This window comes from Oceanobacillus sp. FSL W7-1293 (genome assembly GCF_037969815.1).
GTDB classification, from domain to species: Bacteria; Bacillota; Bacilli; order Bacillales; family Amphibacillaceae; genus Oceanobacillus; species Oceanobacillus oncorhynchi.
The window spans coordinates 4,273,512-4,294,536 of the sequence record NZ_CP150212.1; the positions used below are offsets into that span (position 1 = coordinate 4,273,512).

Genomic DNA, 21,025 nt, shown 5'->3' on the forward strand with positions numbered 1-21,025 from the left:
TCCAATCTCAGTTCCAGTACTAATATTTATGCTATAACAATCTTTTAATAAGATTATACTTAGGTGACATGCACATAGTAAATGAACATGATTGTTGGCAACACTCTGTGGGATTATTATTGCCTTTTCTTTATCCTTTTAATACTCAGTCACTTGTTCTTACCATTCATTGATTTTATATTCCATACTATTGACAGTGAATAGGAAGAACACAGCTTATACTATCTTAAAAGCCGAAGAGTTAAATCACTCATTTTAATTTAAAGCTGAAATAGAGGTTTTGTAAAATAGTTCTATTAAAGGGAATTAAACTGATTCATATTTTGTGTGCATTTAAATTAATTATAAAAACTCCATGAAGAAATATTTTCCTCATGGAGTCTCAAATGTTTCTAATTTCAATTTAAGAGAGTGCTCTGATTTATACAATTACGAGATTAATTAGATTCACACAATTTTTTCAGCTGCTTAAATTACTATTTATTCAATGCCGCCCATTGGGTATCCTGTGATTTATAAAGAAACACCAATACTTACTAATCAAGTTAGATAGGGCATATTATAAAGTGTATTCCACCTATAAAAAAGCAATCAAAAATCATTTTCTCATTTGCTATTTCGCTTGTTTTCAAGGTTGACAATTCGTCCTTTTACAGAACCTCTTTAGCAATAAACGGATAAATAAGATTGATATACTAACACTACTAAATACCTTCTTTTCAGTTTAACCAACTAATAATGAAAATACATGCTGAGATTTTGCAAGCAGTGTATCTTTTTTTACCTCTATTTTTAATCTTTTATAGTGAAACCAATGCTAATACTCTTCTCCCATTCATCAGTTTTAAAAGAATTTATAGTAATCCCTGTCTTATTATATTTTTTTATTTCACTTATAAACCTTTCAATATCAGAATCTTTATAGCTTGCTACGATAACCCTTATTGTATTATCATCAATTTTTTTAATATTACCATGCAGTTCTCTATATAAAGCTTTTCTTTTTATAAAGTTTTGAAAAGCGTTGTCTAGCCCTGTCGCTTTTATTGTAATTGATTTAGCGGTTATAGCTTCGTTTTTTAATGATCTTATTTCAATAAAATCTGTATAATTCATTCTGAGAGTTTTGACCATATCCAAATAGTTAAAACTCATATTTTGATTATTGTTCCTATCAGGGATTGACTTCGGAAAATAATAATCAACTAAGAAAGCTGGTACATTTCTTGGTTTTCCTTCAGTAGGAAACATATGCATTGATATATTTGCAGATGAATTTACTTCCAATACATAAGTGTCTTTCCCATCAGTAAGCATATCAATGCTAGCATGGAGCATTCCAGGAATAGCATCAATAGTACTGAGAGCAATCTCTTTAACTTCATCTGTTAACTCTTCAGTAATATCATATAAATCTACTCCTTGAGTAAGCGTGCTCTTATTTTTCACAAGAATAGTTTTTGATTTCTCTAAATTATCATCAATACTATAACCTTGTTTTTTTAGAACTGAAATAGTTTCGTTATTTATTTTAATTGGTCTGGCATTCAAATACGGATTATTTTTACGTGAGTCATTTTTTAATTTAATTAACTCTCGAATCGTGCTATTACCATCTCCAGTAACTTTAGCAGGTACTCGTTTTAATCCTGCAACAATTTTACCGTCGATAACGTATGTTCTTATATCATCACCATGAAAGTATTTTTCTAAAATTATACTTTTATACCCTAAATTTTGTCTTACCTCGACTAAAGAGTTTTCAAGATGTGATTTATTGGTAATATTTACAACAACGCCTTTACTTAAACTGGAGTTTGTTGGTTTTACGATAACTGGATACCCAATTTTTTCAGCTTTATTGATAATTTCTTGATCAGAATGGTCTTTTGAAAAATTAAAACTTTCTAATATCGGTATGTTATATTGTTTTAGATATGATTTTGTTAATACTTTATCTTTAGCAATATTGACAGCTTTTCTTGTTGTTGTGTCTCCTCTAGATTGATAAAAATAATGAGTTGATTCTTCATCTGATAACGAATAAAGTCTGCCAAAATAACTTAAACGTTTTGGGCCAAAATCTATCTCTCCATTTAACCTATTATGATACTTTAATCTTAAACCTCTTCTCCACCCTTCAAGACCAACTAAAAAAGTGCATAGATTAAAACTTGTAATTCCTGTTACCATATCTGGTGTTAAATTTTGCGGAAAATTATTATCTTTCATTTTAATTCACTAGCTCCTTCAATTAAATTGCTTAAGCAATTTATTTCTCAATAAATTAATCTGATTAATACTTTTCTTTTATAATAATAACTAATAGAAACCTAAATAAACAACTAATTATTAAAAATTCAGTACTTACTGGTTAGTCGATACTCATATTTAAATCATCAATTAAAGTAACCTTACTTTACGACTTAGCACCTGAAGATAACACTTATAAAAGAAAAGAGAATTAAAATCGCAGAAAAGACTATACAATCAATATAACTGATTTTGTAGTGATTGACCACATTAACCAAAAATATATGAATTTTATTTTTGGTCAGCTCTTTTTCTAAAAAAAGAGCTGACATAGAGGAAATGGCTCATATAGATAAACGAGTGTCCTATTTCCTATAGTTTCTGCACTAACTTTATTAAATCGGAAATTCTTACTGGCATAAAACGGCGAATTAGCTTACATCAAACAGATACCTATTGTTACATTTTATTACTTATATAAAATTAAATATCATAGCATAATACCAAAAGATTTGCTATGACTTTTTAGTAATTCTCTACTATGTAAATATGGTATACTACAAATACAATAACGTTATCAAAGGAGAATCTCATATGCAAGAAGGACGATTTTTAGACAGCCTTAATCATCCTATTCCCAGAAAAGCCAATAATTATATGTTAAGTACATATAGTATTATACTTGAAGCTTGGAGAAGAGGTTTAGAGGTTACTATTAGTATAAGGAAACAACAATCTGGAATCATTGCCCCAAGCTATACTATCAAAAGTAAAGATAAGGTACATCAATTTACCGTAACTCGTGGAGATTTAGTTCCCAAAAACACTATTAGCAACGCCATTAATAAAGTAGCTACAAAAGAAATATTAGTAGCAAATAATGTCCCTACTCCTAAAGGAAAAGAATTCAATAAAGATAAAAGTAATGATGAAATAATTGCTTACGCCAATGAAATTAAATATCCTCTTGTAGTTAAACCAGTTGATGGAACTGGCGGTAAGGGAGTAATTGCAGATATTCAAAATGAAGAGGAATTAGTTGAATCCTTAGAGTATGTAAGAAGGAAATTAGGTTTTCCTAATATTATATTAGAGGAATATTTTAAAGGAGAAGATTATAGAGTATATGTTTTAGATGGAAAAGTAATTGGAGCTATTAAGAGGATAAAAGCAAACGTAATTGGCGATGGAAAAAGTACAATTAAAGAATTGTTAGCGAAAAAAAATCAAGAACGTATTAAGCTCCCTTCACTATCAAATAGAAAGATAAAAGTTGATGATGAAGTAAGAACAATCTTAAAAAGGAAAAATTTAGATTTAAATTCAGTGATTCCAGAGGGGGAATTATTATATATTAAGTCTAAAAATAATGTAACTGCCGGCGGAGATTCTGTTGATATCACTGATGATCTTTCTGATAATATTAAGCAAATTGCTATTGAAGGAGCAAACGCGTTTGATTCTCTTGTCCAATGTGGTGTAGATATAATGGTAAATGAAGAAGAGGATAAAGGAGTAATTATAGAAATAAATTCTCGTGCTCATATTACGCAACATTTATTCCCTATGCAAGGACAAGCAAGGGATATTCCTTCACACTTAATCGATTTTTATTTTCCTGAAACAAAGCAGTACAACAGAGAGAGAGCTCAACAATTTTATTTAGATTTTGATTTTATATATAATGCTTGTATGAGCAGGCAAGCAGATAATATTAAACTTCCTATTCTTCCTACTCAAGGATTAGAGATTACCCGTTACGTTATTAAAAATTGCAACTACAACGAGAAATTTGCTTTAAGAGTTAGACGGTTAGCATATAACGCAAAAATACACGGTTATATTAAAACATCTAATAACGGAAATATATCCATAATTGCTGGCTCTAGTAAATCAAGACTTAATGAATTCTATGATGCGCTCTCTAATTATGTAAAAGCGAGGAATAAATCTGGAAAAATAGAGGAAAAGCTTCGTACTACTCCAATTAAGCATGGTTTTCATATTGAATCTTCTGATGCTGATAATAAAGACGAAGAAATACAGAAATATATGCAGAATTATGCAACATTGAAATCTGAGTATGAAGATGCAATAAAACAATTAGCTCAGTTTGAAAGAGATAAGCAAATGTTAGAAATAACTAAGAGACAGAATAAACAATTAAAGAAAAAGATTAAACAAATGGAAGAAAGTAATTCTTGGAAGGTTACGAAGCCTATACGCGTTGTAACTCAAAAATTCAAAAAATAGGAAGTTTAAACTTCTTATCTAAGATAAAAGCCCAAACTCGTTAAAGTTCTCTGTTTAGAGTCTAATGAGTTTGGGCTTTTTATAAATTACTCCCTAGTCCGGTTTCCTTTTCTTACCTAATTTCAAAATTTGGAACCCATTGGGTCAATCTGTTGTTAAGTTCGCTAAATACTTCTAAGCTATCAAATTCACCATGTTCCGTTTTTACTGAGGTATTTTTTCCAATATAATCTCGAAATAAATGCATTTGATAATTATTCTGTCTATTAGCGTCGATATATGTTAAATCCATTGATGGTTCCATTGATACTTTACCATTTTTATTTTTTTTAATTGTTAATGACAGAGCACCGCCAATCTGTCTGTAAAGGCCTTTTTGACCACTATAAAAATTCCCCAATGAATATATAACAAATGATTTTTCTCCTCTTGAATTTAATATCCATTGCGCTGGTTGAAGAACGTGTGAATGATGACCAAGAATTATGTCTGCCCCTGCATCAGACAACGAATTTGCAATATCTACTTGTGATGCATTTGGCATTAAAGTATACTCTGGACCAAAATGAGTAGCAACTATTACTACATCAACATTTTCCTCTTTCTTTAATCGATTAATTTCTGTTCGAATAGGAACTGTAGTGCCTTCAACTATACTTCTGACAGGCATTGTAGATCCACCAACTATTCGATTTAATAAATACTCTTTGTCCTTGGGTGGATTTTTTTTATGAGTAATAGCGGTGTAAGCTAATACTCCTATTTTTATTCCATTCTTCTCAAAAACACGAAATTTTTGCTGATCTGCTTTTGATTTATGTGATCCTACATAAGGCAACCCTATTTTTTCAAGATTTTCAATCGACTTAAGTAGACCTTCTTCCCCTAAATCAAAACTATGATTATTGGCATTTGTTACTATATCAGTTCCTAACTCCTTTAAATTTTCCGCAAGTTCAATCGGATTATTAAATCTAGGAAAAGATTGTAACCCTAACTCTTCTCCAGCTACAATAGATTCTAAATTAACAATAGAAATATCTCCTGATTGCAGTAATGTTTTTGCGGGCTCCATCTTATCTTTAAAATCATATTTTTCACCTTTTTTACTTATATCATATACTCTAGAGTGCAACAGCACATCCCCAGTAGCAACTAATTTAATTTGTGACATTAACATTCCTCCACAATTATTTATCATCTTATCTCATCGATACTAGACTAGATAAATGATTATTTTTTATTCTTCACCTTCGAGCCGACCTTCCGTATAGACTCTGTGACCTTCCAAGAAGTACTATTCAAAATATGTTTAACGTCCTTATCCGCTCTGTCTTTTTTCTTTCTAAGTTCCTGCAAATCTTTATCCATTCGTCTTAAAGCATGCTGCACGGATTTTATATTATTGGTATTATACCGCTCGGAAATTTCAAAGCCTACCGTAATAAAGCTGTCATAGTCTTCCTCTTTAATACGGGTTACTTCCGATCCTTGCGGGTAGCCTTTGATAACTTCTTTAAAGTCTTCCACTGCTTTTTGATCCGTTCCGGCAACAACGACTTCAATTTCATCAAAGACCATGCTTTTCACATAACCATGCAGGTTTTGAGCAAGAGCTTGTCTCTTCAGCCATTTATGGTAATTGTATCGCTGCACATTTCCATTCACGATATATTTCCGGATATAAAGCTCTCCGATTGGCGCAGGAGCAACTTCTACTTCCAGTGCTGCTCTATTTTCAAGCGGCTCTAAAACATTGATTAAATTAAAAGAGACTCTTGATTTTGTAGTGTCTACCTTCCCTTTGGTTTCCGGGAAATAATAATCAATAATTGCTTTTGGAATATCTCTTGCTTTTCCTTCGATTGGGAAAAGCGCCCCGCCAATTTGTGCGGTAGGGTTCAATTCAATAACAACGGCTTCCCCTTTAAGGTCTTCCCGATCATTGACAATAATATCTACGCCGCCCTGCGGAAAATCATCAATTGCTTTTAATGCATTGACGGCAATGTCCTTATATTCTTGCGGCAGGGTGTCTGTTACATCGACAGGGTCTCCGCCGGAGGATACATTCGTTTTCTCCCGCAAATAAATTACTTTGTCCTTCTCCGGAACACTTTCCAATGTGTAGCCGGCTTCCTGAATAAATTCAAGAATTTCAACATCCATATGAATCAGGCAGCTGTTAAGACGTGCATTTTTTCTTCGTATCGCATTCTTGATATCGATTAATTGCTCAATGGTGTGTTCCCCATCGCCTATAATATTGGCAGGTACACGGTTGTACGCTGCAATCACTTCGTCACCTACAACATAAACACGATACTCTTTCCCGCTGACATATTGCTCCAGCACTACTTCTTCATACTCTAATTCCCGGCGGACATAATGAATCGCCTTGATTAATTGTTCTCTATTTTTAATATTCGTTACAACACCATTTCCAAGACTCGCGTTGGTTGGTTTGAGAACTAATGGAAAGCCGACTGTATCCGCAAATTCGATAATCTCTTCATTGGTTGCCTCTGCTTCAAAGCCTTTTCCCTTTGGTACAGGCACGCCTGCATTGCCGAGATAGATTTTGGTGTCATCCTTCTCTGATCCAATCTCTACTGCTTCGCTGGAAACCAGGTCTCCTCTTGTTCTAAAGAAGTAATGTGTCTGCTTCTCTGAGGTTAATGAAAATAAACGTCCGGGCGGGTTCACTCCAAAAATAACCATATTCTCAAAGTGCTCGGAATCCTTCGTGTACCATTTTAGCTTCAGACCTCTTCTCCATCCTTCTAATGCAACAGAAAATGCGTCCAGACGTGTTTTTCGCGCATTTCGTACAATGTCATTATTCAGATGTGGAAGACTTATCCCTAACTGATTGTCTTTCATATTCATATCCTCCTGTAGCTTCTTTCAACTCATCATTATCCCTTAAACTTCTTAAAGATCGACCCAACCGCCCGGATTGGCGAGGTTGCCTTCCAAGAGACGCTTTCGTAGTACTTTCTCCGTTTCAGCTCAGCTTTTTTCAAGGCCAGCTCGGTTTCTTCCAGTTCACGCTTGTACCATTTTAATTCTTCTACTTGTGTTTTTAAATCTGTTTTTATCTCAAAGCCGACTTTCACTGCTTCGTCAACATCTTCTTCTAGTACTTCCATCACGGTTGCTCTTTCTTCATCTTCCCAGATACCGTGTTTAAAGTCTTCTACCATTTCCGGATCTGTGCCGGCTACAACGATTTCGATATCGCCGATTTCCTTCGTCATGATATACCCATGCAATTCCCGTTCAAATGCCTGCTTGCGAAGGCCGCGGTGGTAACCGATATCTAAGACATCGCCGACCACGATATATTTCTTCATATAGACCTTTTGCTGCGGACATGGGGTGACAGTGGTCACGGTTGCGTCCCGATTTTGGAGCGGGTCCAGTACATCATGGAAATCAAAGAATGTATTGATTTGTGCAACATTCTTGTCCTTTGTTTCTGGAAAATAAAAGTCTATGATTGCTTTGGGAATATCTCTTGACTTGCCCTCGATTGGATATAATAGCCCGCCCAGCTGTGCGGTAGGGTTTAATTCTAATACATAGGCTTTGTCATCCTTCTCATTGATAATGATATCGACGGCCCCATGTGTCAATCCTGCAACGGACCGCAGCGCTTTAACTGCTGTGTCCTTCACTTCCTGGGACAGGCTGTCTAATACATCAATTGGATCGCCGCCAAGTGAGATATTTCCTTTAAAGTTTAAATAGATCAAATCATCTTTTTCAGGAATGGAAGAAAGCGTATGACCCTTTCTCGCGATAAAATCTGTTAATTCATCATTTACGATAATTGGACAGCTTACTAAACGCGGATTTTTTTCTCGCTCTGCATTTTTTAATTGAATCAACTGTTCTATCGTATGTACACCATCTCCGACAACGTTTGGCGGCTGGCGGTGCATTGCTCCGACAACTTCATCTCCGACAACATATAGGCGGTAATCTTTTCCGGCGATATATTGCTCGATAATGATGTCATCGGTGGTTCCCAGCTCTTTGGTGTAGTCATAGCATGCTTCTAATTCTTCTGTGCTGGTAATGTTGACAAAGACGCCGCGGCCAAAGCTTCCGTCCTTTGGTTTCAGCACAACGGGAAGTCCGATTTTGCTGCCGCATTCCAGAACTTCTTCTTTCGTGTGCTCGCTGGTGAATATTCCTCCCTGCGGCACTGGAACGCCGTGCTCGCTTAAGTGCTGTTTGGAGCTTCCTTTGTCTTTTCCAATAGATATAGCTTCATTGGTTACTTTATCTCCTCTGGAACGGAAGAAATAATGTGTCCTGCTATCTGAACTTAATGAAAATAATTGTCCAGGTCTCTCGGTGAACCATGTAACCATTTCACTGAATTTCTCTGAATTTTCAACATGCCACCTTAATTTCAGACCTCTCCGCCAGCCTTCCAGCGCAATTACGTATGCGTCTAATAAACTTCCGTGTACATCAGAAATAACTTCTGATGATAAATGCGATAGCCATTCAGCATTATTCTCACTCATGCCTGATCCTCCTGATTAATCCATTTTAGTACGTTATTCTGCATTTATATTTTAAATGTTTTTCCTTGAAGCAGGTCTCTATCTAACTTCCCCTGTGCTTCGAGAAATAAATTTCCTAAATATGTGTCTATTTTATCATTGAATTCATCATAATTGCCCGGTTTTGGTGTAAATTCTCCAAAAACCAATCCATTTTCGGATCGCAGAAAATCGATTCGCATAAATGGGCTGGGAATCAGACTGCTGATTCTCTCTGCCATGTCGATTTCTTCCTTGGAGACTCCTTTGCCTTCGAAGGCTTTGTCCTCATATTTTCCTGTCTGGATACGTTTCCCCTGTCCATCCCACCAGCAGTATTTCATCTCTGGCGTGCGGATGATTTCCAGGATAACGCCGACCTTGCCATAAAAGCAATAAAACTTCACATCGCGTCCAGAAACCTTGTTGGCCGTATCCTCGAGAATTAATTCTTCGATGCGCCAGGCATCCTGATCCACTTTATTTTCCTGCAGATCCTTTTCCATGCGATGCTTGAGTAAAGACCAGTTCGCCAATTTCTCTCCTGTCTTTACACTTATTATATCACTAGATGCATATACAATGTAAACTCCACGTCCTCCAGCTCCATTTGCCGGCTTGATAACAATATTTTCTTCCTCCGGCAGGGTTTCTATCGTGTAGATATCCTCCGGGCTGCCAGGCGTGCGTATCGCTTGTTTTTCCATAAAGCGATACGCTGTCTGCTTATCGTCTAATTCGTATTCCGGGAGCGTTCCTAACAGCTGATATTGTCTGACACGCATATTCATGCAGGCGCGATAGGAAGCGACATCCGCCAGGCTGACAGGGTCTTCCGTAAGTCCTGCGCGTGCCATGAATTCAGAAGCATGCCCTTTGGCTCCGGCTAATACTTTGGTGAAAATCCGCTGTTTAAAGGCCGTTTCTTCCTGCTGGAACTGCCGTGCAGCTGCCTCCAGCAAATCCCGGAAATGACGGTCTTCTAATTTTTTCTGCTCGATGCGTTTATCTAATTCCGCAATGATTTTTCCTTTGTCTTTCTTTTCTTTGATATATCTCCAAAGGGTATTATAATCAAATTGCTTGAGCGCTTTTTCGCGTTCTGCTAACTGCTCCTTCAACAAAACGGTTTCCGATTGATAGTGAAGAAGCTGTTCTTCCAGATAAGCGATATAATTGTCTTTTTCTTTCCCGGAAGGAAGGAGTTTGCGAATAGAAGCTGTTTTTTGATACGTATTGCTTTTCATGATTTTTTTAATTTGTTTATCTGTCTTGGCAATACTTGCTTTGGTATCATCTACCTGCGCTTCTTTTTCGATAAGCTGATCAATCAGTTCTTCATACGATTTATCCTCTGGCATCTTCATGCCCTCCTTCCTTCCATTTGCCTGGAACGACAAAATTATCTTTCAGCATCTTTCTAAAGGCCTGCTCTTCCTCTATCCAATTGGATGCCGCCACTGGATAATAGCGGATGGTATGGCTCTGTTCCTCAATCAGCTGTTCTCTGATTTCTATGCTCGCCGGATACCATGCGGCTGCCTGTCCCAGATAGCGGTGCAGCCTCATTGCACATTGGCGCATATTGTATTCCGGATTATTTTTCTTCGGTATTTTATTAATAATGACCTTGGCTGCGGTTGTCTTGAGCTCCGGCACATAGCGCTGTTTTTCCTGAAAGATAAGCGGATTTTTGATAATAGTGAGCTGTGCTTCTGCTTTTTCTCCGTAAACGAGCATGCATACCTGCTCCCCATCTACGAAGCCCCTTACCTTGTGATGGATAAACTTGGATTGCTTCAAATCATATATCCCGCGCTGGATCAAACCAACCGTAAGGCCATTTTCCTTCAGCCATTTGATTTCCTTGCCTATCTCCGCATCATATTGGCGAAAATCTGCTATATACGCAACATCCACCTGATGCCAGGCTTCTTTTACAAGCATCGGCTTCGGCACGGCAAATGGACGCTCCTTTTGCTGATAGGGAAAATATACATCCTTTGCTTGCTGATGCATCTGGTTATGTGCCTCGGCATATTCCTTACGTGCTCCCATAAGAAAGCCGTTATAGCCAAAGGAGGAATTCCCCGTTAACGAACCGGAGGATTGCATCGGGAAGGAAAGCGGTCCGGTCGGCAGATCCTTCACCTGCTCTGTTCCAAAGGTGAGCGCCAGCCGCTTTTTAAATTCACTGTCTGCGGCGAAACGCACCGCATCCCAATAGCCGACCTTCTCTAAAACTGGAATTCTCTGAAACATAATCGATGACATATTGGAAAAAATATATTTCCCCGGCATCCCCCTGCGATACAGATATAAATCCTCTGTCAGCCTGGCATGCTCCGATGTATTGGCGATAACAGACGGATTTTCCAGCAAATGCCGTGCCTGGATTTCTATTTTTTGCGGATGAGACCAGTCGTCCGCATCATTAATGGTCACGAATTCTCCTGTTGCTTGCTGGAGCGCGATATTTCTGGCTACATATGGCCCTGAATTTGTTTCGGTTTGCAAGAGCTTAATTCTGTCATCCTGCTGCATCCATTCTTTGACAACAGCTGCGGTATGATCCGGACTGCAGTCATCGACAACGATGATTTCCAGGTTTGTCCACGTTTGCTTTGTCAATGATCTTAATGCAACAGAAATGCCCGATTCCGAATTGTATGCTGGAATGATGACCGTAATTTTAGGCTGTTCATTCTGCTCTTCTTTTATCTGAATCGGGTGGGTGTCTAATTGATCATAGAGATAAGCGCCTGAGATTGCGTTATTGATATAAAGCGGCTCCAGCTGATACGCATGCAGCACTTCATTGATCCAATACAGGCGGTCCTCCTGTTTTCGGCACAGGTTGGCCAGTGCCAGCAGTAAATCGGGATGCCATCCTTGGTTCAGTGCTTCTTTAATCAGCTGCATCCCTTTTGCATGCTGCCCCAGTATTTTATAAGCTTCGGCAAGCAGGATGATAATACGACGGCGCACGTCTATATTCTGCTCTCCCTCGAGCGCAATTTCCAGATAGATGACGGCTTGCTCTGCACTGTTTGGAGTCAGTTTATTGGCAAACCAAAACCCCAGCTCCCATGCAGCTGCTTTGACAAGATACTTATTGTTGGATTGATACAGCATAGCCTGTAAATCGCTGAGAGCGTGTTCTTCAAAGCCGAGGTCATATAAATAATTTTTGACCGGCTTCAATTGATTGCTGGCGTCCTTCTGCTTATAAGAAGTACTGTAGAGCTTTTTGATATTTCTACGTCCCAGAGCATAGGAAGGGACTGCTTTTGCCAGCGAAATACTGTTTTTCTTCCAGCCGGCAGCCTTTTGCTTTAAGGTTTCTGCAAACAAAAAGGCAGACTTATAGCGTCTATAAGTCTCCTTTAATGCTGCTGCTTCTTTTCTTTTGGTATCGAGCTCTTCTTCTGCGTGCTGCAGACGTGTGTGAAGCTCGGTTTTATCGATTGGTTGTTTCATTTTCTAGACAACTCTTTTCCCATACACGGTCGGCATATGCCTGTTTGATTTCCGTTGCTGGAATAGTATTTTTGATTTCCTGCTGTATCTGTTCATCCGCCGGGAACCATGCTCCCAGCTGACCAAAGTATTCTTCGATATGCTTGGCGGCATTGTTTAGAGCTGCCTGATTGTCAGGTGCTTCTGTCAGTACAACCGCCAACTGCTTCGTCGTCAAGGTTGGCAGGTACTTCTGCTGATATTGGTACACGGTCGGCTTGATGCATACGGTTTTCTCCGCATCAATCTTTTCTCCGTACACCAGCATCTGCAGACGATCTCCATCTAACTTTTGACGAATGCCTTCGTCGATTTTTTTCGGAAGCGCGAAATCATAGGCGTTGATTTGCACCAGGCCGATTCGGGTCCCTGACGCTTGTAAGCAGTCGTTGAATACCAGCCAATCTGCTTCGTTCAATGCCCGAAAATCTGTGGCAATAACGACATCAAATTTCCGGACGCCCTCTGTTTTTTCTTCCTTGGCCGGCCACATTGGCTCCGGCACGGGATATGGCCGTTCCGTCATTGGATAAGCATAGCGAACATCCTCTGCCCGTTGATGATGATTCTCCAATGATTCCACATACTCCTTGCGCACACCCATAAAGAAGCCGTTATAGCCAAAGGCGGAGCTTCCTGTTAAGGAGGTGACAGCTTGTCTTGGCAGGGATAACGGACCAGAAGCTAAGTCAACATAAGCCCGTGTGCCAAAGCTTTTTAACAAACGGCGTTTAAATTCGCCATCTGCAGCAAAGCGGACACTATCCCAGAAACCGATTTTTTCCAATACAGGCGCTCTGCGGAACATAATCGATGACATATTCGGGAAGATGTATTTTCCTGGCGTTCCCCTGCGATACAACGTCATCTCTTCGGTAATTCTGGCATGCTCGGAGGTATTGGCAACCACGTCTGTATTGGCTAGTAGATGCTTCGCCTGAATCTCTAATTTGGAAGCATGCGACCAGTCATCCGAATCGTTCACGGTCACAAATTCGCCAGCCGCTGCTTCCAGTGCAATATTGCGTGCAATGTAAGGACCGCTGTTTTGCGGGGTCTGCATGACTTTAATCCGGCTGTCTGTTGCTGCATATTCCTGTACGATTGCTAATGTGTTATCCGGGCTATGGTCATCGACAATAATCAATTCGATGTTCTGCCATGTCTGCTCCAGAATCGATTCAATTGCTACCCTGATTCCATCCCCGGCATTATAGGCAGGAATAATGACAGAGATCAGCGGTCCATCTGAAATATTTTCATGTGTTTTGATGGTATGGAGGCCGTCATATTGACCTGTTTCATCGGTGGCAATGTTATCCAGGTCATAGAGAGAGAATGCTTTATTGATATAGACAAATCGATCTTTGATATCCGCTTCTAAATTTGCTAACGCCAGGTAGATATCTGCGTGTTCTCCTGCTTTTAAAGCGTCCTGTAAGACGTTTCTGGCTTGTTCACGCTCTCCCGTTTCATCCAGCAGCTCTGCTTTGATAATAGCGATACGGCGCTGCTGGTCCGGCTGCACTTCGCCTTCTTCGGCAAGCGGAAGATATTCTAACGCAATCGCCGCATCCTTTTCATTATATTGATTGGCATGCCAGAGTACTTTTTCCCAGGCTGCTGTTCTTTTTAAGGATGGATCGTTCGCTTCCTGTATATAGGCTTCTAAATCGGCTAAGCCTTTCTCGATAAAGCCCAAATTATATAAATGGAACTTGATTTGTTTCAGGCGCTGTCTCTCTGCTTCTTTTTTGCCGAGCAAAACGCGTTTGATGGCGTCTTTTTGCTGGTTGCTTAAGATGTTTAAGAGGTATTTGCGCTGTTTCTCTCCTAAAACCGAGTAGATAAACCAATCTACTGGTTCTGCCACTATTTTTTTAATAACTCCTGCCATTATGACACCACCATTTTTCATTCCGTTGAATTTAAAGCTTAAAAATTAACCTGTTTAGGTTGAAATTATTAATTTACTTTCTAGCTGTCGCTACGGAAAAACACTACGCTTTCCGTGGGCTTGAGCTCAGCCTCCTCGAAAAAAGAAGTTCGCTTTTTTCTGCGGGGTCTTCCCTCCGCGCTTTCCCACAGGAGTCTCCGTGTTTTTCCTCCGCTGGTTAGAGTGCTTAATTATAGAAAAAGTAATTTATTTTACTAGCTGTGAAAGAGAAAAAAATTTATCTTAATATAGATAGATACTTTATTTCTGTTCTGCGCTTTTTGTTTTTGCTGCGTTTGCTTTGACTGGTTGTTTTGCGTTGATGACTTTTGGTTTTTTCTTTGCTGGCTTTTTTTGGACGCCCATGGCTTCGCGGTATTTTGCTACGGCTTCTTCTGCGGTGCCGTCGAATTTCACTTGGCCTTGTTCCATCCAGATGCCTCTGGTACATACTTTTTCGACAAAGCCCATGCTGTGGGAGACGATGATGACTGCTTTGGCGTGGTCCATCATCTCTTGGATGCGGACACTGGCTTTTTCCTGAAAGGCAAGGTCGCCTGTTGACAGGGCTTCATCGACGATAAATACATCGGGCTTTAAAATCGCTGCGATACTAAAGCCGAGGCGCGATTTCATTCCTGCTGAGTAATGCTTTACCGGCTTATCGATTGCTTTCCGGATACCGGAGAATTCAATGATTTCCTCATATTTTTCATCGACACGTTCTCTCGGAATTCCTAATAACATTGCATTTAAATAAATATTATCTGTTCCAGTTAATTGTGCATTAAAACCTGTACCGTAGCCGAGCAGGGAAGAAGTCTGCCCGTTTACAGTCATTGTTCCTTCATCGGGCTTTAATATATTTGTAATGGCTTTACAGAGCGTACTTTTCCCGGCACCATTATGCCCAATAATGCCGACGACTTCTCCTTCTTTAATATTAAAATTAACATTTCTTAATGCCCAGTAGTCTTCTTTTTTATTTTGTAGCTTGAAAGAGATACCAACATTCTCTGCTTTTACAATGGATTTTCTGCCAATAGTTGCTTCTGTCTTTGTGACATTTAAACTGCGTTTTTGTCTTCTTTGACGTGCAACTGGAGGGACCGTTTCTTTATAATGATCAATCACAGTTTTAGGATCACCAATTTCTTTGACATAGCCATTGTCCAGCCAAATCAATCGATCACAGTTTTTTTGAGCATAACGCAGGCTGTGCGTAACAATTACTACCATCTTCGCATTCGCAACCAGCTCCTTGAGCTTTGCGGCTGCCTTGCTGCCAAATTTCACGTCTCCTGTGTTCAATGCCTCATCCAAAATGAGGATTTCCGGCTGAAGGTGAGAAGCGACACTGAAACCAAGCCGCGCCTTCATCCCGCTGGAATAGTATTTCATCGGCTGGTCAAAAAACTGGCCAATCTCCGAGAATTCATGAATATCTTCAATATAATCATTGATTAACTGCTTATTAATACCGAGCATCATTCCATTTAAATAGACATTTTCTCTTCCTGTCAGTTCTTTGTTAAAACCCATGCCGAAAGAGAAAAGAGCTGTTACATTTCCATCGACGTTCATTATTCCTTCATCCTGTGTAAGAATGCCGGTAATTATTTTGCTCAACGTCGTTTTTCCAGCACCGTTTGAACCGATAATTCCTAAAATTTCTCCCTGATAGCCGGTAAATGTAATATCCTTTAACGGCCATACTTTTTCTGGTTTTTTCTTTTTTTCCTTCTTTTTAAAAACGTTAGTCAGGGTAGATTTTAAATCGTCTGCATGCTGATTATCACGAAAGGAAACAGAGATATTTTTTGAAACAATAACCTCTTCCTTCGACTGCTTATCGATTTTTTCATTATCATGATTTGACATAATAAAACCTCTTTTATTGCACAGTAGCTTTTTTACCTGAACCACCAGACTTGATTCAGTATTTCAGACCCCTCTCTCTTAAGAGAGGGTACTTGTTATACTACGTGCTTGATTCATTCCATCATTCTAAAAGTGCATTATGGACTATAATGCTTTAATAATCTTATGTTCATTTTTGCTATAATAATAAATCATATAGACACTAATCGCTAAGCTGGCAACAAAAATAATACCCAAGCCCAGCAAATTCGGCGTCTGATGATACATTAAAATATCGCGATAGGATGTTACCAGTACCGCTATCGGATTATAATCGACAAAAAAGCTATATTCAGGTGGTAAACGTCCGCCTGGCCAAATAATTGGTGACGCATAAAAGAATAGTCTCGTCACATAACCAAGTAAATTGTCGATATCACGAATAAATACAGTAATATAGCCTAGTACAAGCCCCAGCATTAACTGGAACGTCAGTTGTATCAAGATAAGAATCGGCAAATAAATAATATGCCATTCCGGCAAAACGCCATAACCTAACAGAAATCCTGCAATAACAATTAAACCAAATCCAAAGTTAAATAATTGCGTCATCGTAAAGGATATTGGAAATAATGATTTCGGCAAATAGACCTGGTTAATAATCGAGCTGTACCTTAAAATCGATTTAGATGCTGAATTCATACTTGTGGCTACCCATCTCCAGACAACTAAACCAACGACCAGGAATAAACCAAAGTTTTCATCGCCTCGGTCTAAGATAATAACAATTAAAAAATAAAATACGAGTACGTTTAACAGCGGGTCGAGCAGCCACCAGAAGTAACCGAGGTAGCTGTTTCGGTGCTCCGCTTTGAGTCCGGATTTTACGAGGTAAAAGAGTAAATCTTTCCTCCGTAAAATCTCTTGTATATAGTTTTTCATTATAATTTGACACCGCCTAATTGTTTCAACACTTTCTATTTATGGACATACTGCGGTTGTCCTGTCAGGAAAGTGATTTTTTCCATCTTTTAATTGTCAGGGGTCCTTATTAGAAGGATTCCTGAGCCTAGTTGCTATTATACACTAAAATGGTGTTGTTTTATAAAAATAGCATGAGTTGAATTAGATGCTGCTTTATAGCGATCGCTCCAGAAATACACTACGCTTTCCGCGGGCTTGCGCTCAGCCTCCTCGAAAAAGAAGTTCGCTTTTTCTGCGGGGTCTTCACCCTGCGCTTTCCCGCAGGAGTCTCCGTGTATTTCTTCCGCTAGTTATATATTCTAGTCATGGATTGTTCATTTCCATTATAAAAAATGAACGAATACGGTCTAATAACTCAACCTATTATAGCTATAAAACATCCCCTACTTCTTTGCATTCCATTTCAGTAAATCCCGGAGTGAGCGGGTTACGTAGTGGGAGAAGTAGTATAGGGTTTTGGGAAGGGTTTGCTGTTCTACTTCCCGGAATACGTACCAGTTTCTTTTGGCTGCTTTCCATTTGTTGCTGGAAATGGAGTTGCCTACGAGGCGGTACCTTGCGAGTACTTCTGGAAGTCCATAGGCAAAGTGGCCGTTTCTGGTGATTTCCAGCCAGAAAGCGTAGTCTTGTCTGGTACGGATATTGACCATGCGCCGTTCGCCTATTCTTTCACGATCTAACATGACGGTCAGGCAGCCGATGACGCAGCGTTTCATTAAATCCTCATACGTCACGGTTGCAGGGGCTGTGCTGATTGCACCGGTATCTGTGCCGTCTTCATTCATACGCACATACTGTGTGAATGAAAAGGCAACCCCGTTGTCCTGCATAAAGGCGAGCTGCTTTTCCAGCTTTTCCGGCAGCCATAAATCATCGCTGTCTAAAAAGGCAATATAGCGTCCTTTCGACTGGTCCATAGCTGTGTTGCGTGAAATGGCAGAGCCCTGATTCGTATCTAATACGGTTAAATGGATACGTGCGTCTTTTTCGGCATAGCTTTTCACAATTTCGGCCGTCCGGTCTGTCGAGCAGTCATCCACAATATTCATTTCCCAATCCGAAAAAGTTTGTGCCTGCACCGATTCAATGGTTTCTGCAATAAACTGCTCGGAGTTATAGGTTGGCGTAATGACAGAGACTATCGGTTTGCTATCTCCCAAGTTGTTCACCTACTTCACTTCGTCCTATTTGTTTCCTAAACGCTGGTAAATGGCAATCAATTTTTCTTCTTCCGCTCTCCAATTCAATTGTTCCTGGACAGCTTTTTTCCCATTTTCGCCCATCTGTTTCGCTGCATCCGGATGATTTCTTAAATAATCCAGCGCATCCTTTATTTCTTGGTCATTATGGGGGTCTACTGTGATACCGCATCGATATTGATTGATAAAATGCTTCCAGACAGGGAAGTTGGAACAAATAATTGGAATACCAGCATTCATATACTCAAAGAACTTGGTTAATTCTTTCTTCATATAATGCTCTGTTTCCGGAAAAATCGCAACCCCTGCCAGCCAATTATGCTTCAAATAGGCTTGTTCAATTTCTTCTTTTGGAATGTATTGGTTCACTCCATTGATTTGAATCCGGTCTGACTGGCTGCCAGCAATGTGGTAAATTTCATCTGCGAATTCTGTGGAGCATTTACCAATATAATTCATGGTAATTTTCTCATCTATTAAAGGCAATTTTGCATGCAGAAATGCACCGCGCACATCTGTTACATTGCCCGTATAAATCAATTTATCTTCTATTTTTCCTTTGCGCTGATGCTTTATAAAAGCGGTGTTTACCATCGGATAATTTAACACACATTCCCCGTCCGGATAAATATCCTTATAATACTTTTCAGCAAGGATTAGTTCCATCTTTTTTGTAAAAAACTGCTCCATTTTCTTATATGCTTTGGCAGCAAATTTACGAAGCGGCTTCGGTAAATATTCTTTTTGCAGCATGCTCGTGATGTAGTCTTCATGAATATCATATATCACATGATTCCGGCGGTTTTTAAGCAGCCATGCGACTGGCAGCAGCTCCGGGTCATGGAAATGATACACATCCGCTTTTAATTTTTTCGCCTGCTTATAAAGTGTCCAGGCTCCCTTGGTCATGCGTTCCCATCTGCTTGTGTAATCTTTGATTGGGATATGCTTGATGCCGCTCTCTCTATCTATTCCTGTTTCTGTTTCTTTGGCAATTAAGTATACGTCGAATCCAGCTTTTTTTAATGATTTACATTCCTTATGATAAATTCTCGGATCATGAGGATGATGTACTGTTGTTAAATGAACAACACGTTTTTTTTCATTCATTGCAGCTGTCCTCTCTATTGATTATTCATCGTTATTGATCAATCGTTTGTTTAAAGAGCTTCTCATATTCTTTGACAATCTTCTCTGCACGGAAGGATACTGCTCGTTCCCAGCCTTTTTCCGTGACCTGGTTTCTTTTTTCATCATCCCAATGTAAAGCATCTTCCATTTGTGCAGCTAGTGCATCTGCATCTCCTACCGGTGTAATCACACCATATTTACCATTATCCAGGACTTCTGCTGCGCCCGGTCTGGCGTCAGTGGAGATAATCGGGATTCTGGCGGCGAGCGCTTCTGTCAGCACATGCCCGAACCCTTCTCTTTTGGAAGACAATACAAAAATATCTGCCTGATTAAAATAAACATATGGATTCTCCTGAAAGCCTGCAAAAAATACAGCGTCCTCTAGATGCAATGCTTTTACCTGCCTTTTCAGCTTCTCTTCCAGCTCTCCCTCACCAAGAATGACAAGGCTGGCTGAAATATTTTTACGTACTCTAGCAAAAGCTTGAATCAATGTCGCCTGATCCTTATCGTCTACCAAGCGTCCTGCTGTAATAATCACTTTTTCTTTCGGGTCATTAAATATAGATTGATACTCCTCGGCAATTTCTCCTTGCTTCATCAAGGATTCTATATTTTCCACATCGACCGGGTTATAAATAACCTTTACCTTTTTCGGGTTTACTTTGTAGTTTTGAATGATATTCTGCCTTACCCCTTCAGAAAGGGCAACGACTTTTTTCGAAAATCGATAGGCCAATCCATATATTTTCAGGTTCGTATTTCTTTTTCCTTCTGTTCCTAATAACGCTGCTTCCCGGACAATATTTTTAGCTTTGTGACCGGACAGCAGTCTTGCTGCAATGGCAATGAGGTTATAGTTAGGAATGGTACTGAAGACAATATCGGGTTTTTCCTTTTTAATTATTTTGGAAAAAGGGATGATTCCCGAACGCAGTCTTCTGGTCGGCAGCTTGATAAAGGTGATTTCTTTTTTTAAGTATTTTTCATAATCGCCTTCATAATTCAAGGTAATCAATGTCGGCTCAAACTGCTCCAAATCCAAGTTATTTAATAAATTGAGCATCGTTCTCGCCGCACCGCCGGACCCCAACTGATATATAAAGAAAAATATTTTTTTCTTTTCCCCCATTTTTTTCATTCCCCTGCAAAGTAATTTGTCGATATTTTACCCAGAAGCATTATAACATAGGGGTGCGGATAAATAAATTTTCGACAGTGACTATTTTGTGAAAAAAGGCTTGAGGACGGTTGCTGAAGCAGAAAAAATGAAACAAAGGGATGGAGGGCTTTGTTTCATTAGAAAGGAGGTCTTACTGTGTACTTTA

General features: G+C 39.1%; 13 protein-coding genes. 1 reads left to right on the forward strand and 12 read right to left on the reverse strand.

The features are described from left to right. Positions 1–792 precede the first annotated feature (792 nt). Positions 793–2,232 carry an acylphosphatase gene (locus MKY65_RS20635; RefSeq protein ID WP_339180228.1) on the reverse strand — a complete coding sequence of 480 codons (1,440 nt, stop codon included), beginning with the start codon at positions 2,230–2,232 and terminating at the stop codon, positions 793–795. Positions 2,233–2,847: 615 nt separating this feature from the next. On the opposite strand from MKY65_RS20635, the gene MKY65_RS20640 reads away from it, so the two are divergent. Next, positions 2,848–4,506, forward strand: coding sequence for an ATP-grasp domain-containing protein (locus MKY65_RS20640; protein ID WP_339180230.1), 1,659 nt, complete (start codon positions 2,848–2,850; stop codon positions 4,504–4,506). A 112-nt stretch (positions 4,507–4,618) separates the two neighbouring features. Here MKY65_RS20640 and MKY65_RS20645 read toward each other — a convergent pair whose 3' ends face one another. The 11 genes from MKY65_RS20645 to MKY65_RS20695 all read right to left on the reverse strand — a co-directional run bounded on the left by MKY65_RS20645 (position 4,619) and on the right by MKY65_RS20695 (position 20,829). Then, a complete protein-coding gene (locus MKY65_RS20645) occupies positions 4,619–5,680 on the reverse strand; it encodes a CapA family protein (protein ID WP_339180231.1) in 1,062 nt (353 codons plus the stop codon). 59 nt (positions 5,681–5,739) lie between these two features. Beyond that, positions 5,740–7,389 (reverse strand): acylphosphatase, encoded by a 1,650-nt coding sequence (locus MKY65_RS20650; RefSeq protein WP_339180234.1) that lies wholly within the window; start codon positions 7,387–7,389, stop codon positions 5,740–5,742. A 35-nt stretch (positions 7,390–7,424) separates the two neighbouring features. Next, positions 7,425–9,047 (reverse strand): acylphosphatase, encoded by a 1,623-nt coding sequence (locus MKY65_RS20655; RefSeq protein ID WP_339180237.1) that lies wholly within the window; start codon positions 9,045–9,047, stop codon positions 7,425–7,427. 44 nt (positions 9,048–9,091) lie between these two features. Next, positions 9,092–10,426, reverse strand: coding sequence for an ATP-grasp fold amidoligase family protein (locus MKY65_RS20660; RefSeq protein ID WP_339180240.1), 1,335 nt, complete (start codon positions 10,424–10,426; stop codon positions 9,092–9,094). Beyond that, positions 10,413–12,545 (reverse strand): glycosyltransferase family A protein, encoded by a 2,133-nt coding sequence (locus MKY65_RS20665; protein ID WP_339180242.1) that lies wholly within the window; start codon positions 12,543–12,545, stop codon positions 10,413–10,415. The genes MKY65_RS20660 and MKY65_RS20665 overlap by 14 nt, the downstream gene beginning before the upstream one ends. Further along, a complete protein-coding gene (locus MKY65_RS20670) occupies positions 12,526–14,481 on the reverse strand; it encodes a glycosyltransferase family 2 protein (RefSeq protein ID WP_339180244.1) in 1,956 nt (651 codons plus the stop codon). Before MKY65_RS20670 ends, MKY65_RS20665 begins: the two co-directional genes overlap by 20 nt. Before the next feature lie 300 nt (positions 14,482–14,781). Further along, positions 14,782–16,401, reverse strand: a complete 1,620-nt coding sequence (locus tag MKY65_RS20675) for an ABC transporter ATP-binding protein (RefSeq protein WP_339180247.1) — start codon at positions 16,399–16,401, stop codon at positions 14,782–14,784. Between the two features lie 144 nt (positions 16,402–16,545). Next, positions 16,546–17,322: an ABC transporter permease gene (locus tag MKY65_RS20680; RefSeq protein WP_339180250.1), complete on the reverse strand. Its 777-nt coding sequence runs from the start codon at positions 17,320–17,322 to the stop codon at positions 16,546–16,548. Between the two features lie 425 nt (positions 17,323–17,747). Then, positions 17,748–18,524 (reverse strand): glycosyltransferase family 2 protein, encoded by a 777-nt coding sequence (locus tag MKY65_RS20685; RefSeq protein WP_339180253.1) that lies wholly within the window; start codon positions 18,522–18,524, stop codon positions 17,748–17,750. A gap of 24 nt (positions 18,525–18,548) precedes the next feature. Beyond that, entirely contained in the window at positions 18,549–19,673 is a 1,125-nt protein-coding gene (locus MKY65_RS20690; protein WP_339180255.1) for a glycosyltransferase, read from the reverse strand. A 31-nt stretch (positions 19,674–19,704) separates the two neighbouring features. After that, positions 19,705–20,829, reverse strand: coding sequence for a glycosyltransferase (locus MKY65_RS20695; RefSeq protein ID WP_339180257.1), 1,125 nt, complete (start codon positions 20,827–20,829; stop codon positions 19,705–19,707). Positions 20,830–21,025: the final 196 nt, after the last annotated feature.

Coding starts and splice junctions, on each gene's coding strand:
- MKY65_RS20695 (WP_339180257.1), bottom strand. CDS start 20,829: ATGGGGGAAAAGAAAAAAATATTTTTCTTTATATATCAGTTGGGGTCC.
- MKY65_RS20640 (WP_339180230.1), top strand. CDS start 2,848: ATGCAAGAAGGACGATTTTTAGACAGCCTTAATCATCCTATTCCCAGA.
- MKY65_RS20635 (WP_339180228.1), bottom strand. CDS start 2,232: ATGAAAGATAATAATTTTCCGCAAAATTTAACACCAGATATGGTAACA.
- MKY65_RS20645 (WP_339180231.1), bottom strand. CDS start 5,680: ATGTCACAAATTAAATTAGTTGCTACTGGGGATGTGCTGTTGCACTCT.
- MKY65_RS20655 (WP_339180237.1), bottom strand. CDS start 9,047: ATGAGTGAGAATAATGCTGAATGGCTATCGCATTTATCATCAGAAGTT.
- MKY65_RS20680 (WP_339180250.1), bottom strand. CDS start 17,322: ATGAAAAACTATATACAAGAGATTTTACGGAGGAAAGATTTACTCTTT.
- MKY65_RS20670 (WP_339180244.1), bottom strand. CDS start 14,481: ATGGCAGGAGTTATTAAAAAAATAGTGGCAGAACCAGTAGATTGGTTT.
- MKY65_RS20675 (WP_339180247.1), bottom strand. CDS start 16,401: ATGTCAAATCATGATAATGAAAAAATCGATAAGCAGTCGAAGGAAGAG.
- MKY65_RS20650 (WP_339180234.1), bottom strand. CDS start 7,389: ATGAAAGACAATCAGTTAGGGATAAGTCTTCCACATCTGAATAATGAC.
- MKY65_RS20665 (WP_339180242.1), bottom strand. CDS start 12,545: ATGAAACAACCAATCGATAAAACCGAGCTTCACACACGTCTGCAGCAC.
- MKY65_RS20690 (WP_339180255.1), bottom strand. CDS start 19,673: ATGAATGAAAAAAAACGTGTTGTTCATTTAACAACAGTACATCATCCT.
- MKY65_RS20660 (WP_339180240.1), bottom strand. CDS start 10,426: ATGCCAGAGGATAAATCGTATGAAGAACTGATTGATCAGCTTATCGAA.